Raw genomic sequence first — 24031 nt, 5'->3', positions numbered from 1 at the left:
TAAAATACCCCCAAAAGGAATGATTATGCGTAAACTTTTACTAACACTCACTACAATCCTTGCCGTTTTTTTCACTTCCACACCTATTTTGGCAGAAGATTTTTCTGTTGCAGCCAAGCATGCTATCGCAGTCGAAGTAAGTAGCGGCAAAATCTTGTATGAGCAAGATGCCGAAACCAAAGCAAGCATCGCTTCTATCAGTAAGACATTGAGCATTTACCTGGTCTACGAAGCACTGGCAAAGGGTGAGATCACTTTAGATACTATGGTAGATATTTCTGATTATCCCTATAGCCTCACTTCTAATACAGAATTAAGCAACGTCAACCTTGATGCACGGTCCTATTCAGTAAGAGACCTATTAAACGCTTCTTTAATAACATCATCCAATAGTGCTATTATTGCTCTGGCAGAAAAAATAGCCGGTAGCGAAGCTGCATTCGTGGATCGAATGAAAGCAAAAGTCCAAGAATGGGGAATTACTGACGCAAAGATTGTCAATGTATCCGGACTAGACAATACCGACTTGGGTGAAAATATTTATCCAGGTTCCAGTCCTGAAGATGTAAATATGTTTTCAGCCCTAGATGTTGCTATCATTGCTAGACGATTAATACTCGACTATCCTCAGGTACTTGACATTACCTCACTAAACGCCTACGATTTTGGTGGCTACACTTACTATAGCACCAACCAAATGCTAAGCGATGGTACTCACGCTCGTGGAGGGGTTGACGGCTTAAAAACAGGGACATCAAACTCAGCAGGTTCAAGTTTTCTTGCAACAACCCAACAAGCTGGTATGCGCATTATCACAGTAGTATTGAATGCCACTGATGGGCTGACCTCGCCAGAAAATCGATTTGTCGCGACAAATGATTTGATGAACTATGTTTATTCTAACTTTTCGCTTGTTACGCTAGTAAAAAAAGGTGAAGCTTTTGAAGATAGTAAGATAAAGGTTTTCAATGGTGAAAAAGAAACAAGTCCTGTTGTTGCGGCAGCAGATTTAACTGTTGTTCAACGAAATCAAACTGATAATGTCCCCACCGCAACTTTCACAACGGATATAAAAGAAATTGATGCTCCCCTCAAAGCAGGGACCCTAGTTGGCAAACTGCAACTGAAAGATCAAGATCTCATTGGAAAAGGTTATATTTCCGAGCAAGCTAGTGTCGATATGATTATCCCTAGCGATATGAAAGAAGCATCCTGGCCTTTCTCTTGGTGGAATCAATTTGTCCGCTATGTCAATGAAAAATTATAAAAAAATAGTATGTCGAACGATTTTCGACATACTATTTTTTTATCGCAGAGCGACATCTGCTGCTCCTTATTACATATCACTTCCTTACAGGAAGCGATGTCAGTAGGGTAAAAATAGTCTCCCAGACTATGTTATTTATAAAGAAGAGCGACTGCCGTCGCTCCTCATCTCCTACTTCAGTGGGGAGTTTGACGGGCTTGAACAACTTTAAAGCTGTTTGAGTCACAAGGTTGGCCGAATTACAAAGAAGAGCGATTTCCATCGCTCCCTATCTCCAACGTCGGTTGGAGAGAGTTCCTGTGGAACTCCTCACTACATATCATTTTCTTACAGAAAATGACGAGCGTGGAAGGTATCGAATTTTTATATGATTACAAAGAAGAGCGACTGCCGTCGCTCTCTATTTCCAACGAGCGTTGGCATTTCAATGTAGAGTAGCTTTCGCTACTCCTTATCTCCCACCTCGGTTGGAGATTTTTTGGCTTTTAGCAAACTCATGTTTGCTAAATTGCCAAAAATCTAACCAACCGAGCCCTCCATTTCATAGGCAATCAGTCTGTTGAGTTCGACTGCGTATTCCATTGGGAGTTCTTTGGTGAATGGTTCGACAAAGCCCATGACAATCATCTCTGTAGCTTCTGACTCGGACAAGCCACGGCTCATGAGGTAGTAGAGCTGTTCTTCTGAGATTTTTGATACTTTGGCTTCGTGTTCGAGGGCCACTTGTGAGTTGTGGATTTCATTAAATGGAATGGTATCTGATTTGGAAATATCATCCATGATAATGGTATCACATTCAATGTGGCTGATTGACTTGGCTGAGTTTTTAGCAAAGGTTACTTGACCACGGTAGTTGACTTCTCCGCCGCCACGGGCAATGGATTTGGACACGATAGAAGATGAGGTGCGTGGGGCGTTGTGAATCATCTTAGCACCGGTATCTTGGACCTGCCCCTTATTAGCAAAGGCAATGGACAACATGGTACCACGAGCCCCTTCACCTTCTAGATAAACCGCTGGGTATTTCATGGTCGTCTTGGCACCAAGGTTGCCGTCAATCCACTCAACTGTGGCATTTTTCTCAGCACGGGCACGCTTGGTTACCAAGTTATAGACGTTGTCTGACCAGTTTTGAATGGTCGTGTAACGCATGTAGGCACCTTCGTGGGCAATGATTTCCACAATAGCAGCGTGGAGGCTGGCCGTTGAGTAAGTCGGAGCGGTACAGCCTTCTACGTAGTGAACACTTGCCCCTTCATCCACGATGATGAGGGTGCGTTCAAACTGACCCGTTCCTTCATTGTTGATTCGGAAATAGGTTTGGAGTGGAATATCCAACTTAACCCCTTTCGGTACGTAGATGAAAGTACCACCTGACCAAACCGCTGAGTTGAGGGCAGCTAGTTTATTATCTGACGGCGGAACAAGTTTTCCAAAGTATTTTTTGAAAAGCTCTGGGTGTTCTTTAAGAGCCGTGTCGGTATCTGTAAAGATAATACCGTGCTTGTCGTACTCTTCCTTCATGTTGTGGTAGACCACTTCTGATTCGTACTGGGCAGAAGCACCCGCTAGGTAGGCACGCTCGGCTTCTGGAATCCCGATGCGTTCAAAGGTTTCCTTAATTTTGTCTGGCACATCGTCCCAGCTGCGTGCTGGCTTATCCGACGGTTTTTGATAGTAAACAATGTCATCAAAATCCAGTTCAGACAAGTCGGCTCCCCAAGTCTGCATCGGCATTTTCTTGAAGGTTTCATAGGATTTCAACCGGAATTCCAACATCCATTCAGGCTCGCCTTTGATACGGGACATTTCACGAATGACTTCTTCGTTCAAACCCTTACCTGTCGAAGCCACCAGTTCCACGTTTTCATCATGGAAACCGAATTTGTATTCCCCAAGATCAATCGGGGTTGGTTCAATTCTTTCTTCTGACATAATATAAGATACTAAGCCCAATAAGTATGAGATTGGCAGTTTCGCTCACTTCAATGCTTGCTGGGCCTGTTCAATTCCAATCAGAAACTGAACAATCCTTTCTGTATGATTTTCGTTTTCATTTATTTGTTGATGCTCATTCAGCACTTTCATTTCGTTCGATTGCTTTCTTAATGGCATTCCATGGAAGTGTAGCACACTTGATGCGTTGGGGAAATTTGGCAACCCCTGCGAGAAGGGAGGCGTCTCCTAGTTCCTTCTGGCGTGTGCCCTCTTGCCCTTGGACCATTTGTGAGAAGATTTCTGCTAGTTCTTGAATCTGACTGATTTCTTTGCCAAGCACTGCTTCAGTCATCATAGAAGCTGATGCGGTTGAAATGGTGCAGCCAACTCCGTCAAAAGCAATATCGGTAATCACATCTTTTTCAATCTTGACTGATAGTTCAATCACATCACCGCAGGTTGGGTTGTGGAGCTCTAACTTTTCCACTCCGTCCAAACTTCCGCGGTGACGAGGCGACTTGGAGTGCTCAGACACAACCGCCATATAAAGAGAGTCTAATCTAGATAGGGCCATTGAAAAACTCCTTTGTCTTGATGATTGCCTCGACCAACTTATCACAGTCAGCCTTGGTATTGTAGATGTAAAAACTTGCTCGTACAGTAGCAGGCACCTGCAAATATCTGAGAAGCGGTTGGGCACAATGGTGGCCAGCCCGCACAGCAACACCTTCATAGTCCAGAGCAGTTGCCACATCGTGTGGATGCAAGTCGTCCAAGTTGAAGGCAATAACTCCCGTCCGCTTGGACAGGTCCTGACTGCCATAAATGGTCAAGCCTGGAATAGCCTGCAATTTTGGAAAGACATAGTCAACCAGTTCTGCCTCGTGGGCCTGGATAGCGTCCATACCAATTTCGGTCAGGTAATCAACGGCTGCTCCCAGACCAATCGCACCTGCAATATTGGGCGTTCCAGCTTCAAACTTCCAAGGCAATTCTTTCCAAGTAGCTGACTGCTCATAGACAAAGTCAATCATTTCACCGCCGAATTCAACAGGCGACATGAGATTGAGCAATTCTTCCTTGCCGTAGAGAACGCCAATTCCTGTCGGTCCTAACATTTTATGACCCGAAAAGGCATAGAAGTCCACGTCTAATTCTTGCACGTTGACGGCCATGTGGGGAACTGATTGGGCTCCGTCCACTACCAAGTAGGCTCCAACTTCATGCACCAGCTCTGCTATTTCCCCAATAGGAGCCACACTGCCCAGAACATTGGACACATGAGCCAGAGAGACGAACTTGGTCTTAGAAGACAGTAGCGACCGCAGGTGATCCATGTCTAGCTCGCCGTCTTTTAGGGTCACATAGCGGAGCTTGGCACCTGTTTGCTGGCAGGCTTGCTGCCAAGGGATGATATTGGAGTGGTGCTCTTGGACCGAGATAATCACTTCCTGGTCTAGCTGGAGAATTTCCTTTGCAAACTGAGCTACCCAATTAAGACTGGTGGTCGTTCCTCTGGTGAAGAGGATTTCCTTGCTAGACTTAGCCTGAATAAAATCTGCCACCTTCTGCCTAGCCGCCTCGTAGCGAGCCGTCGCCCGCTCAGATAGAGTGTGAACGCCACGGTGGACATTGGCATTGTCCTTCTGGTAATAATCCGCCAGCACATCTAGTACCTGCTGCGGTTTTTGAGTGGTCGCCGCATTGTCCAAATAGACCAGCGGCTCATCATTAACAACTTGGTCTAGGATTGAAAAATCCTTGCGAATGCGTTCCAAATCCATATCTTATCTCTTTGTTAGTTTTTCTTCAATCACGGCAATCAGTTGGTCACGAACTTCTTTGACTGGAATTTCGGTAATGACTGCGCCAAGGAAACCGCGAACAACCAAGCGTTCAGCAGTTGCTCGGTCCAAACCGCGACTCATGAGGTAGTACATGTCTTCTGGGTCCACCTGACCGATTGAGGCTGCGTGTCCAGCTGTGACCTCGTTCTCATCAATGAGGAGAATTGGGTTGGCATCGGAGCGAGCCTTGTCAGACAGCATGAGGACACGGCTTTCTTGCTGGGCGTCTGCACCTTTAGCACCACGAACAATGTGTCCGATACCATTGAAGGTCAAGGTTCCGCTTTCTAAGATAACCCCATGTTGCAGGATGTGTCCGACCGAATTATGACCATAGTTGGTCACACGGGTGTCAACACCTTGGACTTGACGGCCTGATGACAGTCCGACAACTTTGAGGTTGGCATGACTGCCGTTTCCTTTTAATTCGCTGTCCAAATCGGCAACCACATTTCCTTCGTTGAGCAGACCAATCGCCCAGTCAATCGTTGCATCGTTTCCGAGATAGCCACGACGATTGAGGTAGGTATCCAAATGCTTACCAAGGCGGTCAATGGCCGCAAACTTGATTTGGCTACCAGCAAGAGCAATTACTTCCACGACAATATTGGCTGAAGTCACTGCTGTGCCGTCGCCTAAACTTTCAAAACGTTCTAGATAATTAAGCTTGGCATTTTTTCCTGCGATGATGAGGACACGTTTGTTAAAGGCAACTGGACTAGTGCTGTCTTGGTAGAAAAGGGCCTCAACTGGCTGGTCGATTTCAACATTATCTGGTACGTAGAGAACAGCTGTTGCGTTAAAATAAGCTGTGTTGTAAGCTGCTAATTTGTGCTCGTCGTAGGCTACGGCAGCGCCGATGTATTTTTCAAGCACATCTGGAATGATGTCCATAGCCGATGCGAAGTCTGTAAAGACTACACCTTTCTCCACAAGGTCAATCGGCAACTGTTCTAGAACAGTTTGGCTACCAACTTGGACCAACATAGGATTGTCACCGATAGCTGTAAAATCTGGAACAGCCCCGATTTCATCATTTGTGGCTAGGCTTCCGTCACCAAGGTTCCAACGGTGAAACTTGACCCTCTCGATAACCGGCAAATCCAGCTCTGCTATTTTGTCAAAAGCCTTAAGACGCAGGTCTGTCAACCAAGTTGGTTCTGCCTGCAAGGCTGAAAATTCTTGAATTTTTTCTTTGGTCATAGCTTCCTCCAAAGACTTAAATGTCATCTTCTTTGTAATCGATGCCAAGCTCAGCTGCAACTTGGACATATCCTTCTTTTTCCAAGCGTTGCGCCAATTCTGGTCCGCCTGAAAGCACGACACGGCCTTCCATCATGACATGGACAACGTCTGGTGTGATGTAGTTGAGCAAGCGTTGGTAGTGGGTGATAATCATGGCACCGAAGCCTTCCCCACGCATAGCATTGATTCCTTTTGACACGACTTTAAGCGCATCAATGTCCAAACCTGAGTCAATCTCATCAAGAAGGGCAAAAGTTGGTTCCAACATGAGCAATTGCAGAATCTCATTGCGTTTTTTCTCACCACCTGAGAAACCTTCGTTGAGGTAGCGCTCTGCCATTTCCTCTTTCATGTTGAGGAGTTCCATTTTTTCATCCAACTTAGTGATGAAGTCACGAACAGAAATCTTGTCTTCATCTTCCTTACCAGCATTCATAGCAGCACGGAGGAACTCTGCATTGGTGATGCCTGGAATTTCTGACGGGTATTGCATAGCCAAGAAGAGTCCCATACGGGCACGTTCATCAACTTCTAATTCTAAAATATTGACACCATCAAACAGAATCTCACCTTGGGTCACTTCATAACTTGGATTGCCCATGATGGCTGCTGAAAGGGTGGATTTCCCTGTTCCGTTCGGTCCCATGATGGCTGCAATTTCACCTGTTTTAAGGGTCAAATTCACACCCTTCAAGATTTCTTTGCCTTCAATTTCCACATGAAGGTCTTTGATTTCTAATACTGACATGCTGCGCTCCTTTTCATTTTTGTCCTCTTCAAAAACCACATTAACTGACCAAGCTAACTAGATACACCGATAAGACTCAACTTTGGCAGTGGGAAAGAACCCGACCATTCATAGAAGAGTTCGTCAACAAGTCTTTATTTCTAGTTGTTGAGCTGAAACAGTCTATTCCCAGACTGTTTCACTCCACTGGGCTGTTAACCACTACTGCGCTGAGATATTGACGCCAACTTTGAGAAGCGGTGCTGGGCTTGAGCCCAGCCTCTTTTCGTGTTAATGATGATTTTCAGAGAGTGTTAATCTATAAAATAGTCTTTTCTGACAATTTTAATTAACCATATCCACTATATTATATCAAAAAAAGAGCCTGACGGCTCTTATCTTGTTTAGAAAGATTCTTATTTTCTTTTTTTCTCTTCGTAGCACTTTTTATACTTTGCGATTTTTTCTTGACGGTAACTACTATTACCAATAAACCGAAGAAGATTGAGCAACGGAGTTCTATTGATACCAAAGATGCCAATCAATTCACAGAGAATCTCAATTCCCAGTCCCATGGTCACCAATAGGAGAATCCCCCCTATTCGACTCGAAACATTGAGCAAAAGAGAGGTCAGGGAGAATAAGAAAGAGATGGCGTAAATTACCAATACTGTGCCACGATGAGTAAGTCCCAGAGAGAGCAAGCGATGATGCAGATGCATCTTATCTGCTTCATAGATTTTTTGCCCAGACAATTTTCGACGAATAATGGCTACTACAGTATCCGTAATAGGCACTCCAAGAATAATCATCGGAGTAACCACTGCAACAGCTGTCGAATTTTTCAGTCCTTGAAGCGACAAGACTCCGATCATAAACCCAATGAAAAGGGCTCCTGTATCGCCAAGATAAATGATGGCGGGATTATAGTTATAGGGTAAAAATCCTACAATCGCCGCAACCAAAACAAAGATGGTTAAGGTCAAAAAAATATTGCTATCATGCAAAAAGAAATAAGACACAATTCCCATCGTTGTCAAGGAAATAATCGATACTCCCGAAACCAGACCATCCAGACCATCAATCAAGTTGACTGCATTCGTAATGGAAACAATCCAAAGGACCGTTAATAGAAAAGAGAGCCAGACAGGAAATTGAAGGAAAGGTCCTCCAAAAGGAATCTTAAAGCTATCAAAACGAAATTCCGTAAAAATCCAAATGATCGTCGCTGCAGCTAGAATACCAAACATTTTAGGAGCAGGCTTTAGCTCCTTGACATCATCAATGAATCCCGTAAGAACGATAATGCTGGATGCTAGGACCAGGGGCCAGATATAATGCAAGTAAGTGCCATGGTAATTGACACGGGTAACAATTCCTGGTAAAAACCATAGGACAGAAATGGTAAATGCCACAAAGATAGCCAGACCTCCCGCTGAAGGCATGGGTACCTTATTTATCCGCCGTGCATTGGGATTATCGACTGCTCCAACCCTCAGGGACATAAAACGAACCAAGGGGGTCGCAATGGCTGATATGACCATGGTTGTAATAATGACCATTATGTATTTTAGAGCAAAAGGAATCATACTGTCGGAACCTTCCTAAGCTCCTCGATTGCCGCAAGCGGAAGCATCAAAGTTCCGTGTTCTTGTAAAGCAGGTCTGGTCAACTTAGTATCATTGGTAAATTCCAACATTCTTGAGAGAATGTAGCCTGGATACTGCTTGGAACGATTTTCTACATTGATAAGAACGGTCAAGTAGTAGTGACCATCCATTTTATATAATTCCGATTCTTCTACTGGATAATCAACCGTACCAACAAAAGTAAACAGATCCTCTATCGTTGGAAATTCCAAAATATAGTAAATATAGCGCTCCTGCTCCTCTTCATCTGCTTCTTCCTCTTGCTCTACCTCTTCCAAATGACGAACGGCTGTTGCATCCGGTGCACTTTTCTCTCGAACGGTTTGCTCCAAACTCTTGAAAAACTCATCTGGAGTCATACTTGCGACATCACCAAGTTCCGACAAATCTGTAAATTCATCGAAATTCAAGCTCTGATCCAAATCAGATTTGGTAACAAATATGTCCACCCGATCTGGCTTCGGAGTCACACGAAAACTCAGCATACCGCTTTCTCGGAAAGTCATTGGTAAATCCAATTCATCCAAAACTGTATAGAAGAACTCCTCTGTCTTTTCTTGCGGAATGAGAAAGTCCGAAAGTTCCATTCCTCTCTCTTCTAAATCATCTAATTTTATAGTGATTTTCAAGGTTGAATCACTAATTTGCTTTACTTTCATAACTACCTCATTCATTGATTCATCAATTTCTTAAAATTGATTGATCATTTTCAATACTCATACATATCTTCCACCATTATACTAAAACCAAGCTCGAAAGACAAAAGAAAAGCAGGTCTCCCTGCTCTTAAAATAAAAATGTGATAAAGGCATAAACCAATAAAATCGCCCCTAAAATGATGCGGTAGTAACCAAAAACCGTGAAATCATGTTTTTTAACAAAGTCTGTCAAGAAACGAATAACAACTAAGGATACCAAGTAAGCCGTCACACTAGCGACTAACAAGAGCCATACCTGCTCCATATTCAGGCTATTGCCATCTAAGAAATATTTAACAGCCTTCAAGCCACTATAACCAAACATGGTTGGAATCCCAAGGAAGAAGGTAAAATCTGCCGCCACAGATCGGCTGGTCCCCAAAATGATTGCTCCCAGAATGGTCGCACCTGAGCGACTAGTCCCCGGAACGATACTTAAGACCTGGAAACACCCAATCAACAAGGCTGTTTTATACGACATTTTCGCTAAGTCCGTCACCTGTGGCTCTACACCTCTGTTACGGTTCTCAATCCAAATAAAGGCAATACCGTAGACAATCAAAGCAATCGCAATCGGTACCATAAAATTGAAGTGCGCTTCAAACCAATTATCCAACGGGACTGCAATTAGGATGGACGGAATACAGGCAATGACAACCTTAGCCCATAATTGCCAAGTCAATTGAATATCACGCTTGGTTTTTCCAGGCTGGAATGGATTCAATTTTTTAAAGTAAATAGTCATAACTGCTAGAATTGCTCCTAGCTGAATGACAATATTAAACATTTCTAGGAAGTTCTTACTTTGGTTTAATTTCACGAACTCTTGAACCAAAATTAAATGCCCAGTTGAAGAAACTGGCAACCATTCCGTTACCCCTTCAATGATTCCTAAAAATATAGCCTTCAACAATTCCAATAGCATAAAAAGCTCCTTTTCATCAATTCTCTACATTATATCATAAAAAAACTCCCTATTCATAGTACAAGGATATTGAAATTTGTCAGAATTTTTAATAAAATGGTGTAATAGCATTTTAAAGGAGACATTATGAAACGTAAACTCAGTATATTTCTGCTGACCCTAATCGCTGTTTTTTCTGTAACAACAGGGGTTCGGGCAGACGAATACCTGCGGGTCGGTATGGAAGCCGCCTACGCACCATTTAACTGGACCCAAGAAGATGATAGCAACGGTGCCGTTCCTATTGAGGGAACCAATCAATTTGCCAACGGATATGATGTTCAGGTTGCAAAAAAAATCGCTGCATCCATGGACAAAGAACTCTTGGTTGTTAAAACCAAGTGGGAAGGGTTGGTCCCTGCTCTTACATCGGGTAAAATCGATATGATTATCGCCGGTATGAGCCCGACAGAAGAGCGCAAGAAAGAAATCGCCTTCTCAGATAGCTACTACACTTCAATTCCTACCCTGGTTGTTCGTTCTGATAGTCAGTACGCAAACGCAACCAGCTTGGCAGATTTTGCTGGCGCAAAAATCACTGCCCAGCAAGGGGTTTACCTCTATGATTTGATTGACCAAATTGAAGGGGCTAACAAACAGACTGCCATGGGAGATTTCTCCCAAATCCGTCAAGCTTTAGAATCTGGCATTATAGACGCCTATGTTTCTGAACGTCCAGAAGGTCGTACAGCAGAAGCGGCAAATAAAGCCTTCAAAATGGTTGAATTGGCAGACAGTTTTGAGACCAATGCCGAAGACGTGACCATTGCTGTCGGTATGCGCAAAGATGACGCTCGTATCACTCAGGTCAACGAAGTCTTAGCAACTATTTCAGAAGAAGAGCAAATCGCACTTATGGATGATATGATTGAAAACCAACCCGTTGAAGAAGCCAGCGAAGGCGAAACACCTAGTTTCTTCGCCCAAGTTTGGAATATTGTTGTTAACAACTGGCAACAACTTCTGCGCGGAACTGGGATGACATTACTCATTTCCATCCTCGGTACAATTATCGGTACTGCTATCGGTCTCCTCATTGGTGTCTTCCGTACAGCTCCAAAAGCAGCAAATAAGGCGCTTGCTATTGGTCAAAAAGTACTCGGTTGGATTATCAATATCTACATCGAAATTTTCCGTGGTACGCCGATGATTGTACAATCCATGGTTATTTACTATGGTACCGCCCAAGCATTCGGACTCAATCTTGACCGCACACTTGCCGCTATCTTCATTGTATCCATCAACACAGGTGCCTACATGAGTGAGATTGTCCGCGGTGGTATCTTTGCCGTCGATAAGGGCCAATTTGAAGCTGCGACTGCTCTCGGATTTACCCATAATCAGACCATGCGTAAGATTGTCCTTCCACAGGTTATTCGTAACATCTTACCAGCGACTGGTAATGAATTTGTCATCAATATCAAAGATACTTCTGTATTGAACGTTATCTCAGTTGTTGAACTCTATTTCTCAGGAAATACTGTCGCAACCCAAACCTATCAATATTTCCAAACCTTTACGGTTATTGCTATTATCTACTTCATTCTAACCTTTACTGTGACACGTATCTTACGCGCAGTTGAAAAGCATTTTGATACAGATACATACACAACAGGTGCAAACCAAATGCAAGTCGAGGTGCCACATGACTAAAAATGTAATTCTTGAAATCAAAAATCTAAAGAAATCATACGGACAAAATCAAGTCCTCAAAGACATCTCTATTAGCGTTGAAAAGGGCGAGGTTATCTCAATCATCGGTTCATCTGGTTCAGGAAAATCAACCTTCCTCCGATCTATCAACCTTTTGGAAACACCAACTGAAGGACAGATTCTATACCACGGACAAGATGTTTTGGCTAAAGGATATGATTTGACGACTTACCGTGAAAAACTAGGTATGGTATTCCAATCCTTCAACCTTTTCAACAATCTAAATGTATTGGAAAATGCCATTGTAGCACAAACTACGGTACTGAAACGAGATCGAGCTGAGGCAGAAAAAATCGCCAAGGAAAACCTCAACAAGGTTGGCATGACCGAACAGTACTGGCAAGCCAAACCAAGTCAACTCTCTGGTGGACAGAAACAACGTGTGGCCATTGCACGCGCCCTATCTGTTGACCCAGAAGTTATCCTCTTTGATGAGCCGACTTCTGCTCTCGATCCAGAGATGGTCGGGGAAGTTCTCAAAACCATGCAAGATTTGGCAAAATCAGGATTGACGATGCTTATCGTAACTCACGAAATGGAATTTGCCCGTGACGTATCTGACCGCGTCATCTTTATGGATAAGGGTGTCATCGCCGAAGAAGGCAGCCCACAGCAAATCTTTGAAAATCCCCAGGAAGAACGCACACGTGAATTCCTTCAGCGTTTCCTTGGATAAACTCAATCTGTTCCATAGAAGACTATTACTTACCAGTTTCAAAGCTGGTAAGTTTTTTTAGACTAAAAAAAGAGGAATCGCAAAATTCCTCTTTTTGGACATCTCTAAACGAAACCATTTAGATTAGTTTTCAAATTTCTTGTGGTTTTTGTCGTAAAAATCAATCAAACCCAAGGCAGTTGCAAATGAAATATTGTCAATCTTAGCGCGACCTTGTGCAAGAGCGATAACTGACATTTCACGAGCATTTGTTTCCTTACTGATACGGTAACCTGTGATTTTCTTTTCACGAACCCAGCCGACAACAGCGGCTACTTTTTCGTAACTAGTCATTAGAAACCCCTTTCTTTTTTATTCGTGCAATTTAGTATAATATGTTTTAACCTATTTTGTCAAGTAAAATGTTCGCTTTTTACCATCATTTTGCCCTAAGAGATGATAGTATTTGCGTCCTTATGTCTTCGACCCCCTCCGGATTCCCCGGAAGGAAGATAGTTTGATTACCTCCTTGTGCAAAATTATTAAGAGTATCCAAGTATTGGTTGGTCAGCAAGATAGACATAATCTGCTCTTCAGATAGGCTAACATTTGATTCTTTCAGTTCACGAATCGAATCTGCCAGTCCGTCTACAATCGCCTTACGTTGTTGTGCAATACCTACACCATGCAAGCGATCCTTTTCAGCTTCCGCTTCTGCTGCTGTGACAATTTTAATCTTGTCAGCTTCTGCCAATTCCTGGGCCGCAACCCGTTTCCGCTGAGCTGCGTTAATTTCATTCATAGATTGCTTAACCTCGGCGTCTGGCTCTACCTTGGTAATTAAGGTTTTGACAATAACATAACCGTAGGTTGACATTTCTTCTGCTACTTGTTTTTGTACCTCAAGTGCAATCTCATCCTTTTTCTCGAAGAGCTCATCCAGGGTCAATTTAGGTACAGATGAACGCAGGGCATCTTCAATATAGGACTTAATCTGTGCTTCTGGGTGCATGAGCTTGTAATAGGCATCCGTCACATTATTTTCATTTACTCGATATTGAGTTGCCACATTCATTGTGACAAAAACGTTATCCTGCGTCTTGGTTTCTACCACAATTTCACTTTGCAACATTCGCAATTGAATGCGGGCTGCGATGACATCGACTCCAAATGGTATTTTAAAGTTAATACCTGAAGTAGATGTTTTTTGATATTTCCCAAAGCGCTCAATAATAGCGACCGTCTGCTGCTTGACAACGTATAGCCCTGAAGCAATCAAAATCAAAGCAATCAGTACAAAGAACAAGAAACTACCAATAAAAACAATTGGACCAAGCACCATAATGACCTCCTAAACTAGCATTTTATAAAGCGAATCATTTTCATGAAGATTGATGTACTGGGGATCAAACTCTTCCAAGCGAGAAATAAACTGCGTATAATCTGTTTTATCTCCTAGGGCAATACCGATTAGAACCGGCCCTGTTCCCTTATTGGCACGTTTGATATATTCAAAACGAGTAATATCATCATTTGGCCCTAGAATATCATTTACAAATTCACGAAGAGCCCCTGGACGTTGTGGAAAATTAACAACAAAGTAGTGTTTAATTCCCTCGTAGATAAGCGCACGTTCCTCCATTTCCGGCATCCTGTTGATGTCGTTATTACCACCAGAAATGATACAACAAATGGTTTGCCCCTTGATTTGGTCCTTGACTACCTCAAGAGCTGCAATCGTTGCTGCTCCTGCTGGCTCAGCAACAATACCCAGCTTAGAATAGAGGTCTAAAATAGTCCCAGAAATCCATCCTTCATCCACACCAATCAGGCGATCTACGTATTTCCGAGCCACTTCGTAGGTCGACTTACCAACTTTCTGTACCGCAATACCGTCAGCAAATTTATCAATTTGGTCTAATTTAACCGGACGACCTTTATCAAAAGCCGCTTTCATTGACCGTGCCCCACTTGCTTCAACACCAACAATCTTAATTTCAGGTGCATGTTCTTTCAGATAGGCCGAAACGCCTGCAACCAGACCACCTCCTCCTATGGGAACTAAAATTTGGTCAAAACTAATGGTTTGCTCCTCCGCTTCTTCCAAGATTTCATAAGCTACTGTTCCCTGACCAGCCTGCACATTTTCATCATCGAATGGGTCTATAAAGGTTTTCCCACTTTCCTGAGTATAATCTTGTGCTGCCTTGGCTGACTCATCGAAGGTATCACCTACGAGCCGAATCTCTACGTAGTCTCCTCCGAAAAATTTAACCTGCCCTATTTTTTGTTGCGGAGTTGTAATGGGCATGAAAATCGTAGCAGGAATTTGCATTTCCTGACAGGTGTAGGCCACCCCTTGAGCATGGTTTCCGGCCGAAGCACAGACCACTCCGCGTGACTTCTCATCATCTGTCAATTGTGAAATAGCATAATAGGCTCCTCGAATTTTAAAAGATCGAACACGCTGTTCATTTTCTCTTTTTAAATAAATAGTTGCACCATATTTTTCCGACAAGTATCGACTATAATCCAAGGGGGTACGTACTACCACGCGCTTAAGAACGGAGTATGCTTGTTCTACATTTTTTGCTGTAATCATAGTTCCATTAATTTCTTTCTATATTTATTGTACCAATATTCCCTGAAAAATCCTAGCAATTAGACTTATATTCAAGCTACTAGCATGTTGTTCAACAGAAAACGAATGTTTAATTTTGTAAAGGTCTATTTATGAACAAAATGGGCAAAAGAGCTGGGAAAACCAGCTCTTTTATTCATTTTCGGAGATAGGGGAAAAAAGGAATGACATCCCCTCATCTGCCAACTCAAACCTTAAATGTATTGCCATCACTCAAAGTAAAGCTGACTATCACCCTATCTACCTTGATAGTGTTTAATTATAGATTTTGAATGCGTCGTCATCATTGCGTCCGACAAATGGCATTGCTTTGCGGAGTTCTGCACCTACTTTTTCGATTTCAAGATTCTCTGCTTCTTTACGATAAGCTTCCATACGTGGACGGCCTGCTTTATAGTCATTTACAAAGTCATTTGCAAATTTACCAGATTGAATATCTGCAAGGACTGCCTTCATATTTTCTTTGACTTGGTCTGTAATGACACGTGGGCCTGATACATAGTCACCGAATTCAGCAGTGTTTGAGATAGATTGGCGCATTTTCTTAAAGCCACCTTCGTAGACAAGGTCAACGATAAGTTTCATCTCGTGGAGAACTTCGAAATAAGCCAATTCTGGTGCATAACCTGCTTCTGTCAAGACTTCAAAACCTGCCTGCATAAGGGCTGTCAAACCACCGCAGAGAACAGCTTGCTCCCCAAACAAATCTTCTTCCGTTTCTTCCTTGAAAGTTGTTTCCAAAAGACCAACACGGGCTGAACCAACACCTTTTGCCCAGTCCATCGCAATATGTTTTGCATTGCCAGTTGCATCTTGGTAAACAGCATAGAGGGCTGGTACTCCAAAACCTTCTTCAAAGGTACGGCGGACCAAGTGACCTGGACCTTTTGGTGCACACATGAAGACATCCACATCTGCTGGTACCTTGATAAATTCAAAGTGAACGTTGAAACCATGGGCAAAACCAAGGGCATTGCCCGCTTCCAAGTTTGGAGCGATTTCTTCATTGTAAAGGTCTGCTTGGATTTCGTCTGGAGCTAAAATCATGATAACATCAGCTTGTTTTGCTGCTTCTGCTACTTCAAAAGTTTCAAAACCGTCTTCTTTTGCCTTATCAAATGATTTACCTGCACGCACACCGATGATGACATCGTGTCCTGTATCACGCAAGTTTTGGGCATGGGCATGACCTTGTGAACCATAACCGATAACGGCGATACGTTTACCGTCAAGTGCTGCTACTGTTACATCTTTTTCATATTGCATTGTTACTGTCATAAGATTCTCTTTTCTATTTTTATTTGTAATTTTGGATGTTCAAAGAAAACGAAGGCTAGACTAGGCGATGTAGACGAAGATAGAACTAACGTTCATCAAGCCAAGTCAACGCAGTATAGGATTGATTATCGAAGAGAATCAGTCTCTACTAAAGCCAGTCGCACCCGTTCTTGCGATATTCTTAATGCCGTAAGGCTGAATCACGCGCAGGAGGGCGTCAATCTTATCTCCGTCACCTGTCATTTGGATGGTAATAGAGTGAGGTGCCACATCGACAACATTTGCTCTAAAGGGTTGGATAATCGCTAAAATTTCTGCTCGTTTTGTTGGCGGAGCTGAAATTTTGACAAGAATCACCTCACGCTCTAAGTGGGGTATGTCCGTTAAGTCACGTACTCGAACCACATCAATCAAGCGGTTCAGCTGCTTGATGATTTGTTCGACCTCATCGTGACTGGCCACGTCTACAATTACCGTCACACGTGAGATGCCATCTACTTCTGTTGGGCCGACGGAGATGGACTCAATATTGATTTGGCGACGAGATAGAATACCCGTAAAGCGGTTAAGGACGCCTGATGAATTTCGTAATTTAGCTGTTAACATTCTACGCATTGAACTTCACCCCCAACATTTCTGCATTGCTCTTACCTGCTGGCACCATCGGTTGAACATGTTCACGATTAGAAATATGAACCTCTATGAGCATTGGTTTATCTTCTAAGATAACTTTCATGTCTTCACTTAGAGTCGCTGGATTGTCAAAACTATAATGACTAATGCCATAAGCTTCTGCCAACAATTGGAAATTCGGTTCATCGTCAAATACAGATTGGCTACGACGCTTTTCATAGAAGGATTCCTGCCATTGACGAACCATTCCAAGAGAGTGGTTATTGATCAATACAACCTTAATCGGTACACCATAGCCATTCAAAATAGCCAATTCTTGGTTGGTCATTTGGAAGCCACCATCACCAACAAAGATGATTACTTCTTTATCTGGATTGGCTAATTTGGCGCCGATAGCTGCAGGAATACCAAAGCCCATGGTCCCCATGCCACCAGATGTTACAAGTTGACGTGCATGTTTGTAGGGGTAGAATTGGGCAGCCCACATTTGATGCTGACCAACATCTGTCACGACAATGGCCTCCCCTTGCGTCAACTGACCAATTAATTCAATTGCCGCCTGTGGCTTAATAACCTTTTCATCTTCATCATACCAAAATGGCGCCCGACGTTTGTTTTCCAATACTTGTGCCGTCCAATCAGCATAGCCTGTTTCGACTGTTTCTAAAGCAAGTAGAGCTTTCAAGGTTGCCTTAGCATCGCCCACTACTGGAATAGCCGTTTTGACAACTTTACCAATTTCTGCGGGATCAATATCAATATGTGCTACCGTCGCATTTGGCGCATAGGTTGTTGGATTTCCTGTTAGGCGGTCATCGAATCGCGCTCCAATATTGATAATGTAATCAGCCTGATCCATAGCCATATTGGCAGCGTATGAACCGTGCATCCCCCCCATAGCCAAGGATAATTCATGCTCAATGGGCATTGCACCTAATCCAAGGAGGGTTGAAACTACTGGAATACGGTAGCGCTCTGCAAAGGCAACTAATTCTTTATTGGCATCTGCATAATTGACACCACCACCAGCCAATATAACTGGTTTTTGAGCTTGGCTAAGCTGTTTCAAAATTTTCTTAACCTGCAAACCATTTGGTTCAATCGTTGGCTGATAACTTGGTAGGTGTAGAGTTGGGTCATGATAAAAATCAACAACTCTTTCTTGGATGTCTTTTGGAACATCAATAACAACGGGACCCGGTCTCCCCGTTGTTGCAATATGGAGAGCTTCTGTAATGACTCTAGGAATATCTGCCGTATCCCGAATTTGGTAATTGTACTTGGTAATCGGCATTGTCATCCCCAAGACATCTGCTTCCTGAAAAGCATCTTTACCGATACCACGTGTTGCGACTTGACCAGTAAAAACTAAAAGAGGAACACTATCACCCATTGCGTCCGCAATTCCAGTAATGGCATTGGTAGCTCCTGGCCCAGAGGTTACAATGGCTACGCCCACCTTTCCTGATGATTTAGCGTATCCTTCGGCCTCGTGGACCGCTCCTTGTTCATGACGAGCCAAAATATGCTGGATTCCCTCATATTGATAGATAGCATCATATAGAGGCAAAACTGCCCCACCAGGATAACCAAAAACAAGGTCTACTCCTAGTTGATGCAGGGTGTCTAAAATGAGATAGGACCCCGAACGCGGTTGGTCTAGTTGAATTTCTTGCACGAATATTCCTCCTCTCTGCAAATTTGTTATCTACTATAATATCACAAGGAAGTAGAATGTCAAGGAATTTTCTGAAAATTCCTACATTTGTTCGTTTTCTTAACTATTTCCTAACATTTTCTTAAGCAAAACTTAAGCAAATCCCTTGACCGGCTTGGTTTCAGCTTGCTTTTAGAAAACTTCAGTATAGTAGTCCTAACAAGAAAAATAAATGAGGTTTAGGATATGTATTATGTAGTGATACCGGCTTACCAGCCAGATGAAAAATTAATCCAACTATTAGAAATAATGAAAAACAGGCTAAATTGTCAGGTCATCGTTGTAGATGATGGTAGTACTGGCGCATCCAAAAATATTCTTGAAATCGCCAAAACCTATGCGATTGTTCTACACCATGATGTCAATAAAGGAAAAGGCCAAGCCTTGCGAACAGCCTTTAGTTTCATCCAAGATTTGAGAAAACCAGGTGTTATCGTAACTGCTGACGCAGATGGTCAACACGCTGTAAATGATATTGACCGTGTCGCACGCGCCGCCATGAATCTACCAAGCCGCCTCATCCTTGGCGTCCGTCAATTTACTAAGGACATCCCGCTCCGTAGCCGATTTGGTAACAAACTAACCAGAGTATTGTTTAGACTGCAAACTGGTGTCAATGTGTCCGATACACAAACAGGCTTGCGTGGATTCCATACTGACTTAATTCCATTCATGTTAGATATTGAAGGCGACCGCTATGAGTACGAGATGAACATGTTAACTCAGGCAAGTCAACGCTATAAAATTACGGAAGTTCCAATTCAAACTATTTATATCGATGATAATGCCAGTTCGCATTTTCGTCCCATAAAAGATGGGCTGCTCGTTTACAAAAATCTCTTCAAATTTGCCCTGACATCTTTTGGTGGATTTCTAGTTGACTACGGAGTATATGCACTTGCCTTATTGCTACTCACTAGCTTACCAACTGCTGTACGCTTATTGGTCGCAAACACGATTGCTCGCATTTGTAGCGCTACCTGCAATTTTGCACTTAATAAGAAATTAGTCTTTAACAATGAAGAGAGCATCGCACGAACAGGCGCAGGCTACTTTACACTAGCCTTTGTCCTCTTCCTTTGCGATACAGCCCTCCTCTATCTCTTCCACCAAATTCTAGAACTCAACCTCTACATTGTCAAACTTGCAGTTGGTATCTTCCTTTTCCTAGCTTCTTGGTTTGTTCAAAAGAATATTATTTTTAAAGAAAGGAAATCATTTTCCCATGAAATTGCTTAAAAAACCCTTTGCCTACGCATCCATCTTCGGAATGCTTTTGACAGGAGGCTTTACTTACTCCATGTTAAAAACCTTCGTCATTTCTGAAGCGATAACAGCCGTCTCAGCAAGCAATGCTGCTTCTACGAGCGTTCAGAATACGACCACAGCTTCGTCTTCCACCACTGCCACAACAGCAACCAATGTATCTACTACTGATACTAGTTACTCTGACGATAATATTCAGATAAATTTAGAGACGATTACTACCAATAACACAACTGTTTACGTCGCAGATATTCAAGTCAGCTCACCCGAGTATTTAAAAACAGCACTTGCACAAAACACTTACGGCACAAACGTAACAGCTAAAACCTCAGAAACAGCGGCAGCAAACAATGCCATTCTAGCGGTTAATGGTGACTACTACGGGGCCAACTCAACTGGTTATGTTATTAAGAATGGGGTTCTGTATCGAGACACCGTTCGGGACAATGCATCTTATGGCGACTTGGCCATCTACGCAGACGGCTCGTTTGAGGTCATTTATGAAAATGAGATTACCGCCCAAGAATTGATTGACAAGGGCGTTGTCAACCTCTTAGCATTTGGTCCATCATTGGTCGAAAACGGCGAAATTGTCGTTGATACTTCAACAGAAGTCGGACGTGCAATGTCATCCAACCCTCGTTCTGCTATCGGGATTATCGATGAAAATCATTATATCATCGTCGTAGCAGATGGACGTACGTCTGAAAGCGAAGGACTCTCTCTCTATCAATTGGCAGAAGTTATGAAACAATATGGTGCTCAAACTGCCTACAACCTTGATGGCGGTGGTTCATCTACTCTTTACTTCAACGGTCAAGTTGTTAACAACCCAACAACAAATGGAAATACTATCTCAGAAAGGGCGGTAAGTGACATTGTCTACATCGGTTACTAATTCAACTACAAGAGTTTCAAGAACATTTATCTCCTACTTAGCAATAACAGCTTTCCTGTTTATTTTCAGTCGAATCTATGAAAGTCTCAGCTATGGCGAAGTCTCTGTCTTTATGCATTATATGTTCTGTGTACCATTAATAGGCGGAGCTGTGCTACTCGGTCTGCTGCAACTTATACCTACTCTTTCACGTCTCTCCTATAATTTGTGGAATTCTGGCGTTGCAACTATTACAGCTGGTTGTCTTCTCCGAGGCATTATCAACCTATCTGGACGTTCAACTACCTTAGATCAACCTTATTGGTACATCGGCGCAGCCTTCCTAGTTCTATCCTTAGTCGTTTTTTTCATCAATCCATCCGCAAACAATCGTCGAAAAACGACCACTTAATCTACAAATAAATGATAAGGGCACTTAAAATTCTTAGGTGCCTTTTACTGTAGAATGAATTGTTGAAAAATTCGGAAATTTCCAATTATTCATCAAATCTTTTATCGTTTCTTTCATATCTATGATATAATGGGTAAAATAAGATAGGGAGAAGAAAATTATGACCGATACAAACAAACTTAAAAACCTCCGTCATCGTAGTTCTGTCTACGATTCGATGGTCAAGTCACCCAACCGTGCCATGCTTCGCGCAACAGGAATGACCGATGATAGCTTTGAAAAGCCCATTGTTGGGGTTATTTCGACATGGGCTGAAAATACACCTTGTAACATCCACCTTCATGACTTTGGAAAATTAGCCAAAGAAGGGGTAAAAGAAGCAGGTGCCTGGCCTGTCCAATACGGTACCATCACCGTTGCAGACGGAATCGCCATGGGAACACCTGGTATGCGCTTCTCCTTGACTTCCCGTGACATCATAGCCGACTCTATTGAGGCAGCTATGGGAGGGCACAACGTGGATGCCTTTGTCGCAATCGGTGGCTGCGATAAAAACATGCCTGGCTCTATGATTGCTATCGCCAATATGGACATTCCTGCCGTATTTGCCTACGGTGGAACCATCGCACCAGGAAACCTCAATGGTAAAGATATTGACTTGGTTTCTGTCTTCGAAGGAATCGGAAAATGGAACAATGGCGACTTAACTGCTGAAGAAGTTCGTCAGATTGAGTGTAATGCCTGTCCTGGACCTGGTGGTTGTGGTGGTATGTATACTGCCAATACCATGGCTACTGCCATTGAGGTAATGGGCATGTCTATTCCTGGATCTTCTTCTCACCCTGCTGAATCTCCTGAGAAGAAGGCTGATATTGAAGAAGCTGGTCGTGCTGTTGTACGCATGCTAGAACTTGGCATCAAACCATCTGACATTATGACTCGTGAAGCCTTTGAAGATGCTATTACAGTCACAATGGCTCTGGGGGGCTCAACCAACGCTACGCTCCATCTTCTAGCCATCGCCCATGCTGCTAATGTTGAATTAACACTGGAAGATTTCAACGATTTCCAAGAGCGTGTGCCTCACTTGGCAGACCTCAAACCATCTGGTAAATATGTTTTCCAAGACCTCTATAATGTCGGCGGTGTCCCTGCTGTTATGAAATACTTGCTCAAAAACGGCTTCCTTCATGGCGACCGCATCACATGTACAGGTAAAACCGTTGCTGAAAACCTAGAGAATTTTGCAGACTTGACTCCAGGTCAAGATGTCATCATGCCACTTGAAAATCCAAAACGTGCAGATGGCCCACTCATCATCCTCAAAGGTAACCTTGCTCCTGAAGGTGCCGTTGCCAAGGTTTCTGGTGTGAAAGTCCGCAACCATACAGGTCCAGCCAAGGTCTTTGATTCTGAAGAAGAAGCGATCGAAGCAGTCTTGACTGACGAAATTGTAGATGGCGATGTAGTCGTTGTCCGCTATGTTGGACCAAAAGGCGGTCCTGGTATGCCTGAAATGCTGTCCCTTTCTTCCATGATTGTCGGAAAAGGCCAAGGTGACAAGGTAGCCCTTCTAACAGACGGTCGTTTCTCTGGTGGTACCTATGGACTGGTCGTTGGACACATCGCACCTGAAGCTCAGGATGGTGGTCCAATTGCCTACCTCCGTACAGGTGATTTGGTGACGGTTGACCAAGATACCAAAGAAATCACCATGCACGTTTCTGACCAAGAAATCGAAGAACGCAAGAAAACAACTGTCATTCCACCACTCTACTCTCGTGGTGTTCTCGGCAAATATGCCCATACCGTATCCTCTGCCTCTAAAGGAGCCGTTACCGACTTCTGGAGACCAGAACGTACGGGGAAAAAATAAGAACTCAACGACCCTGTCCTCGCGGCAGGGTTTTCCAAAAGGAGAAAAATGAAACTAAACGTCGAACTCTCCCGCTTTCGAGTCAAAGAAGGGAAAACTGCCAAAGTAGATGAATGGATGGCCTTTCTCAACGAGCACATGGAAGACACTCTTCTGACTCTTGAAGGAGAGAAAATGTATGTCGAAACCATCTTCCGTGAAGTACTGGACGGCCGCGAATACCTCTACTGGTACTCTGTCCAAGCCGAAGGAGGGATTGAAGTCGAAGATTCAGAATCCTATATCGACAAAAAACATTTAGAATACTGGGAAGAATGCATCGACCCAAGCTACAGTATGGTAGATTTGGCTCCGCAAGTTGTCATGATTCCCAAACCTGTTTATGAAACCATGGAAGAACTAGATAGACAATACGATAAAACATTTAAAAAATGAGCTGCTTCATGCAACTCATTTTCTTTTTATTATGGCTTCGAGCCAGTTTTTCTCGAAGAGAAAAACAAGAAAACCACCAGCTATGCTGGTGGCTGCCAAGGCTTTGAGCTTCCATTTCTTTTTCCTGTTATAATCTAATTGTTCAGGTTAGATAAAGGAGGAAAAAGAAATGGCTAAAACCAGTTACAGTTTA

Annotated in this window: 22 protein-coding genes; 8 read left to right on the top strand and 14 right to left on the bottom strand. The window is 43.1% G+C overall.

Translation table 11 applies throughout. The features are described 5' to 3' along the window. Positions 1-25: 25 nt before the first annotated feature. Positions 26-1267: a D-alanyl-D-alanine carboxypeptidase PBP3 gene (gene pbp3, locus K5Q29_RS05640; protein WP_221877045.1), complete on the top strand. Its 1242-nt coding sequence runs from the start codon at positions 26-28 to the stop codon at positions 1265-1267. 519 nt (positions 1268-1786) lie between these two features. On the opposite strand, the gene sufB is transcribed toward pbp3, so the two are convergent. The 8 genes from sufB to K5Q29_RS05600 all read right to left on the bottom strand — a co-directional run bounded on the left by sufB (position 1787) and on the right by K5Q29_RS05600 (position 10296). Then, a complete protein-coding gene (gene sufB, locus K5Q29_RS05635) occupies positions 1787-3202 on the bottom strand; it encodes a Fe-S cluster assembly protein SufB (RefSeq protein WP_002938151.1) in 1416 nt (471 codons plus the stop codon). 136 nt (positions 3203-3338) lie between these two features. Continuing rightward, positions 3339-3779 carry a Fe-S cluster assembly sulfur transfer protein SufU gene (gene sufU, locus K5Q29_RS05630; protein ID WP_105115869.1) on the bottom strand — a complete coding sequence of 147 codons (441 nt, stop codon included), beginning with the start codon at positions 3777-3779 and terminating at the stop codon, positions 3339-3341. Next, complete coding sequence (locus tag K5Q29_RS05625) at positions 3766-4989, bottom strand: cysteine desulfurase (RefSeq protein WP_221877044.1); 1224 nt, start codon at positions 4987-4989, stop codon at positions 3766-3768. Before K5Q29_RS05625 ends, sufU begins: the two co-directional genes overlap by 14 nt. Positions 4990-4992: 3 nt before the next feature. Continuing rightward, positions 4993-6255, bottom strand: a complete 1263-nt coding sequence (gene sufD / locus K5Q29_RS05620; protein WP_105139564.1) for a Fe-S cluster assembly protein SufD — start codon at positions 6253-6255, stop codon at positions 4993-4995. Positions 6256-6271: 16 nt separating this feature from the next. Next, a complete protein-coding gene (sufC, locus tag K5Q29_RS05615; RefSeq protein WP_002938165.1) occupies positions 6272-7045 on the bottom strand; it encodes a Fe-S cluster assembly ATPase SufC in 774 nt (257 codons plus the stop codon). 395 nt (positions 7046-7440) lie between these two features. Then, positions 7441-8613 carry a glycosyltransferase family 4 protein gene (locus K5Q29_RS05610; RefSeq protein WP_024414291.1) on the bottom strand — a complete coding sequence of 391 codons (1173 nt, stop codon included), beginning with the start codon at positions 8611-8613 and terminating at the stop codon, positions 7441-7443. Next, complete coding sequence (gene mecA, locus K5Q29_RS05605) at positions 8610-9332, bottom strand: adaptor protein MecA (RefSeq protein WP_002938171.1); 723 nt, start codon at positions 9330-9332, stop codon at positions 8610-8612. Before mecA ends, K5Q29_RS05610 begins: the two co-directional genes overlap by 4 nt. Positions 9333-9459: 127 nt before the next feature. Continuing rightward, positions 9460-10296, bottom strand: coding sequence for an undecaprenyl-diphosphate phosphatase (locus K5Q29_RS05600; RefSeq protein WP_014638628.1), 837 nt, complete (start codon positions 10294-10296; stop codon positions 9460-9462). A 126-nt stretch (positions 10297-10422) separates the two neighbouring features. Here K5Q29_RS05600 and K5Q29_RS05595 point away from each other — a divergent pair, with 126 nt between their 5' ends. Both K5Q29_RS05595 and K5Q29_RS05590 read left to right on the top strand, forming a co-directional pair. After that, complete coding sequence (locus tag K5Q29_RS05595; protein WP_024393418.1) at positions 10423-11988, top strand: ABC transporter substrate-binding protein/permease; 1566 nt, start codon at positions 10423-10425, stop codon at positions 11986-11988. Further along, on the top strand, positions 11981-12724 hold the full coding sequence (locus K5Q29_RS05590; protein WP_012775335.1) for an amino acid ABC transporter ATP-binding protein: 744 nt from the start codon (positions 11981-11983) through the stop codon (positions 12722-12724). Before K5Q29_RS05595 ends, K5Q29_RS05590 begins: the two co-directional genes overlap by 8 nt. Before the next feature lie 123 nt (positions 12725-12847). On the opposite strand, the gene K5Q29_RS05585 is transcribed toward K5Q29_RS05590, so the two are convergent. The 6 genes from K5Q29_RS05585 to K5Q29_RS05560 all read right to left on the bottom strand — a co-directional run bounded on the left by K5Q29_RS05585 (position 12848) and on the right by K5Q29_RS05560 (position 18933). Continuing rightward, entirely contained in the window at positions 12848-13057 is a 210-nt protein-coding gene (locus tag K5Q29_RS05585; protein ID WP_009910800.1) for a hypothetical protein, read from the bottom strand. Between the two features lie 85 nt (positions 13058-13142). Beyond that, positions 13143-14045 (bottom strand): SPFH domain-containing protein, encoded by a 903-nt coding sequence (locus tag K5Q29_RS05580; RefSeq protein ID WP_002942264.1) that lies wholly within the window; start codon positions 14043-14045, stop codon positions 13143-13145. A 9-nt stretch (positions 14046-14054) separates the two neighbouring features. Beyond that, positions 14055-15305 (bottom strand): threonine ammonia-lyase IlvA, encoded by a 1251-nt coding sequence (gene ilvA, locus K5Q29_RS05575; RefSeq protein ID WP_002937416.1) that lies wholly within the window; start codon positions 15303-15305, stop codon positions 14055-14057. Between the two features lie 294 nt (positions 15306-15599). After that, positions 15600-16622 (bottom strand): ketol-acid reductoisomerase, encoded by a 1023-nt coding sequence (gene ilvC, locus K5Q29_RS05570; protein WP_009910803.1) that lies wholly within the window; start codon positions 16620-16622, stop codon positions 15600-15602. Between the two features lie 138 nt (positions 16623-16760). Next, positions 16761-17237 carry an acetolactate synthase small subunit gene (gene ilvN, locus K5Q29_RS05565; protein ID WP_024412902.1) on the bottom strand — a complete coding sequence of 159 codons (477 nt, stop codon included), beginning with the start codon at positions 17235-17237 and terminating at the stop codon, positions 16761-16763. Further along, complete coding sequence (locus tag K5Q29_RS05560) at positions 17230-18933, bottom strand: acetolactate synthase large subunit (protein WP_105139558.1); 1704 nt, start codon at positions 18931-18933, stop codon at positions 17230-17232. The genes ilvN and K5Q29_RS05560 overlap by 8 nt, the downstream gene beginning before the upstream one ends. Positions 18934-19158: 225 nt before the next feature. On the opposite strand from K5Q29_RS05560, the gene K5Q29_RS05555 reads away from it, so the two are divergent. The 5 genes from K5Q29_RS05555 to K5Q29_RS05540 all read left to right on the top strand — a co-directional run bounded on the left by K5Q29_RS05555 (position 19159) and on the right by K5Q29_RS05540 (position 23838). Beyond that, a complete protein-coding gene (locus tag K5Q29_RS05555) occupies positions 19159-20211 on the top strand; it encodes a bifunctional glycosyltransferase family 2/GtrA family protein (protein ID WP_205032681.1) in 1053 nt (350 codons plus the stop codon). Further along, positions 20198-21136: a phosphodiester glycosidase family protein gene (locus K5Q29_RS05550; protein ID WP_205032680.1), complete on the top strand. Its 939-nt coding sequence runs from the start codon at positions 20198-20200 to the stop codon at positions 21134-21136. The genes K5Q29_RS05555 and K5Q29_RS05550 overlap by 14 nt, the downstream gene beginning before the upstream one ends. After that, positions 21111-21527, top strand: a complete 417-nt coding sequence (locus tag K5Q29_RS10700; protein WP_105139561.1) for a hypothetical protein — start codon at positions 21111-21113, stop codon at positions 21525-21527. Before K5Q29_RS05550 ends, K5Q29_RS10700 begins: the two co-directional genes overlap by 26 nt. A 160-nt stretch (positions 21528-21687) precedes the next feature. Further along, entirely contained in the window at positions 21688-23403 is a 1716-nt protein-coding gene (gene ilvD / locus K5Q29_RS05545) for a dihydroxy-acid dehydratase (protein ID WP_105139562.1), read from the top strand. Positions 23404-23451: 48 nt separating this feature from the next. Continuing rightward, the gene (locus tag K5Q29_RS05540) at positions 23452-23838 is read left to right on the top strand and encodes a DUF6176 family protein (RefSeq protein ID WP_105139563.1); all 387 of its coding nucleotides are present in this window, start codon (positions 23452-23454) and stop codon (positions 23836-23838) included. Positions 23839-24031 lie beyond the last annotated feature (193 nt).

It is taken from the genome of Streptococcus sp. 2018037 (assembly GCF_019754195.1).
Lineage (GTDB): Bacteria > Bacillota > Bacilli > Lactobacillales > Streptococcaceae > Streptococcus > Streptococcus hashimotonensis.
The sequence above is the reverse complement of the archived record's forward strand: the minus strand, read 5'-3'. Positions and strand labels throughout refer to the sequence as shown.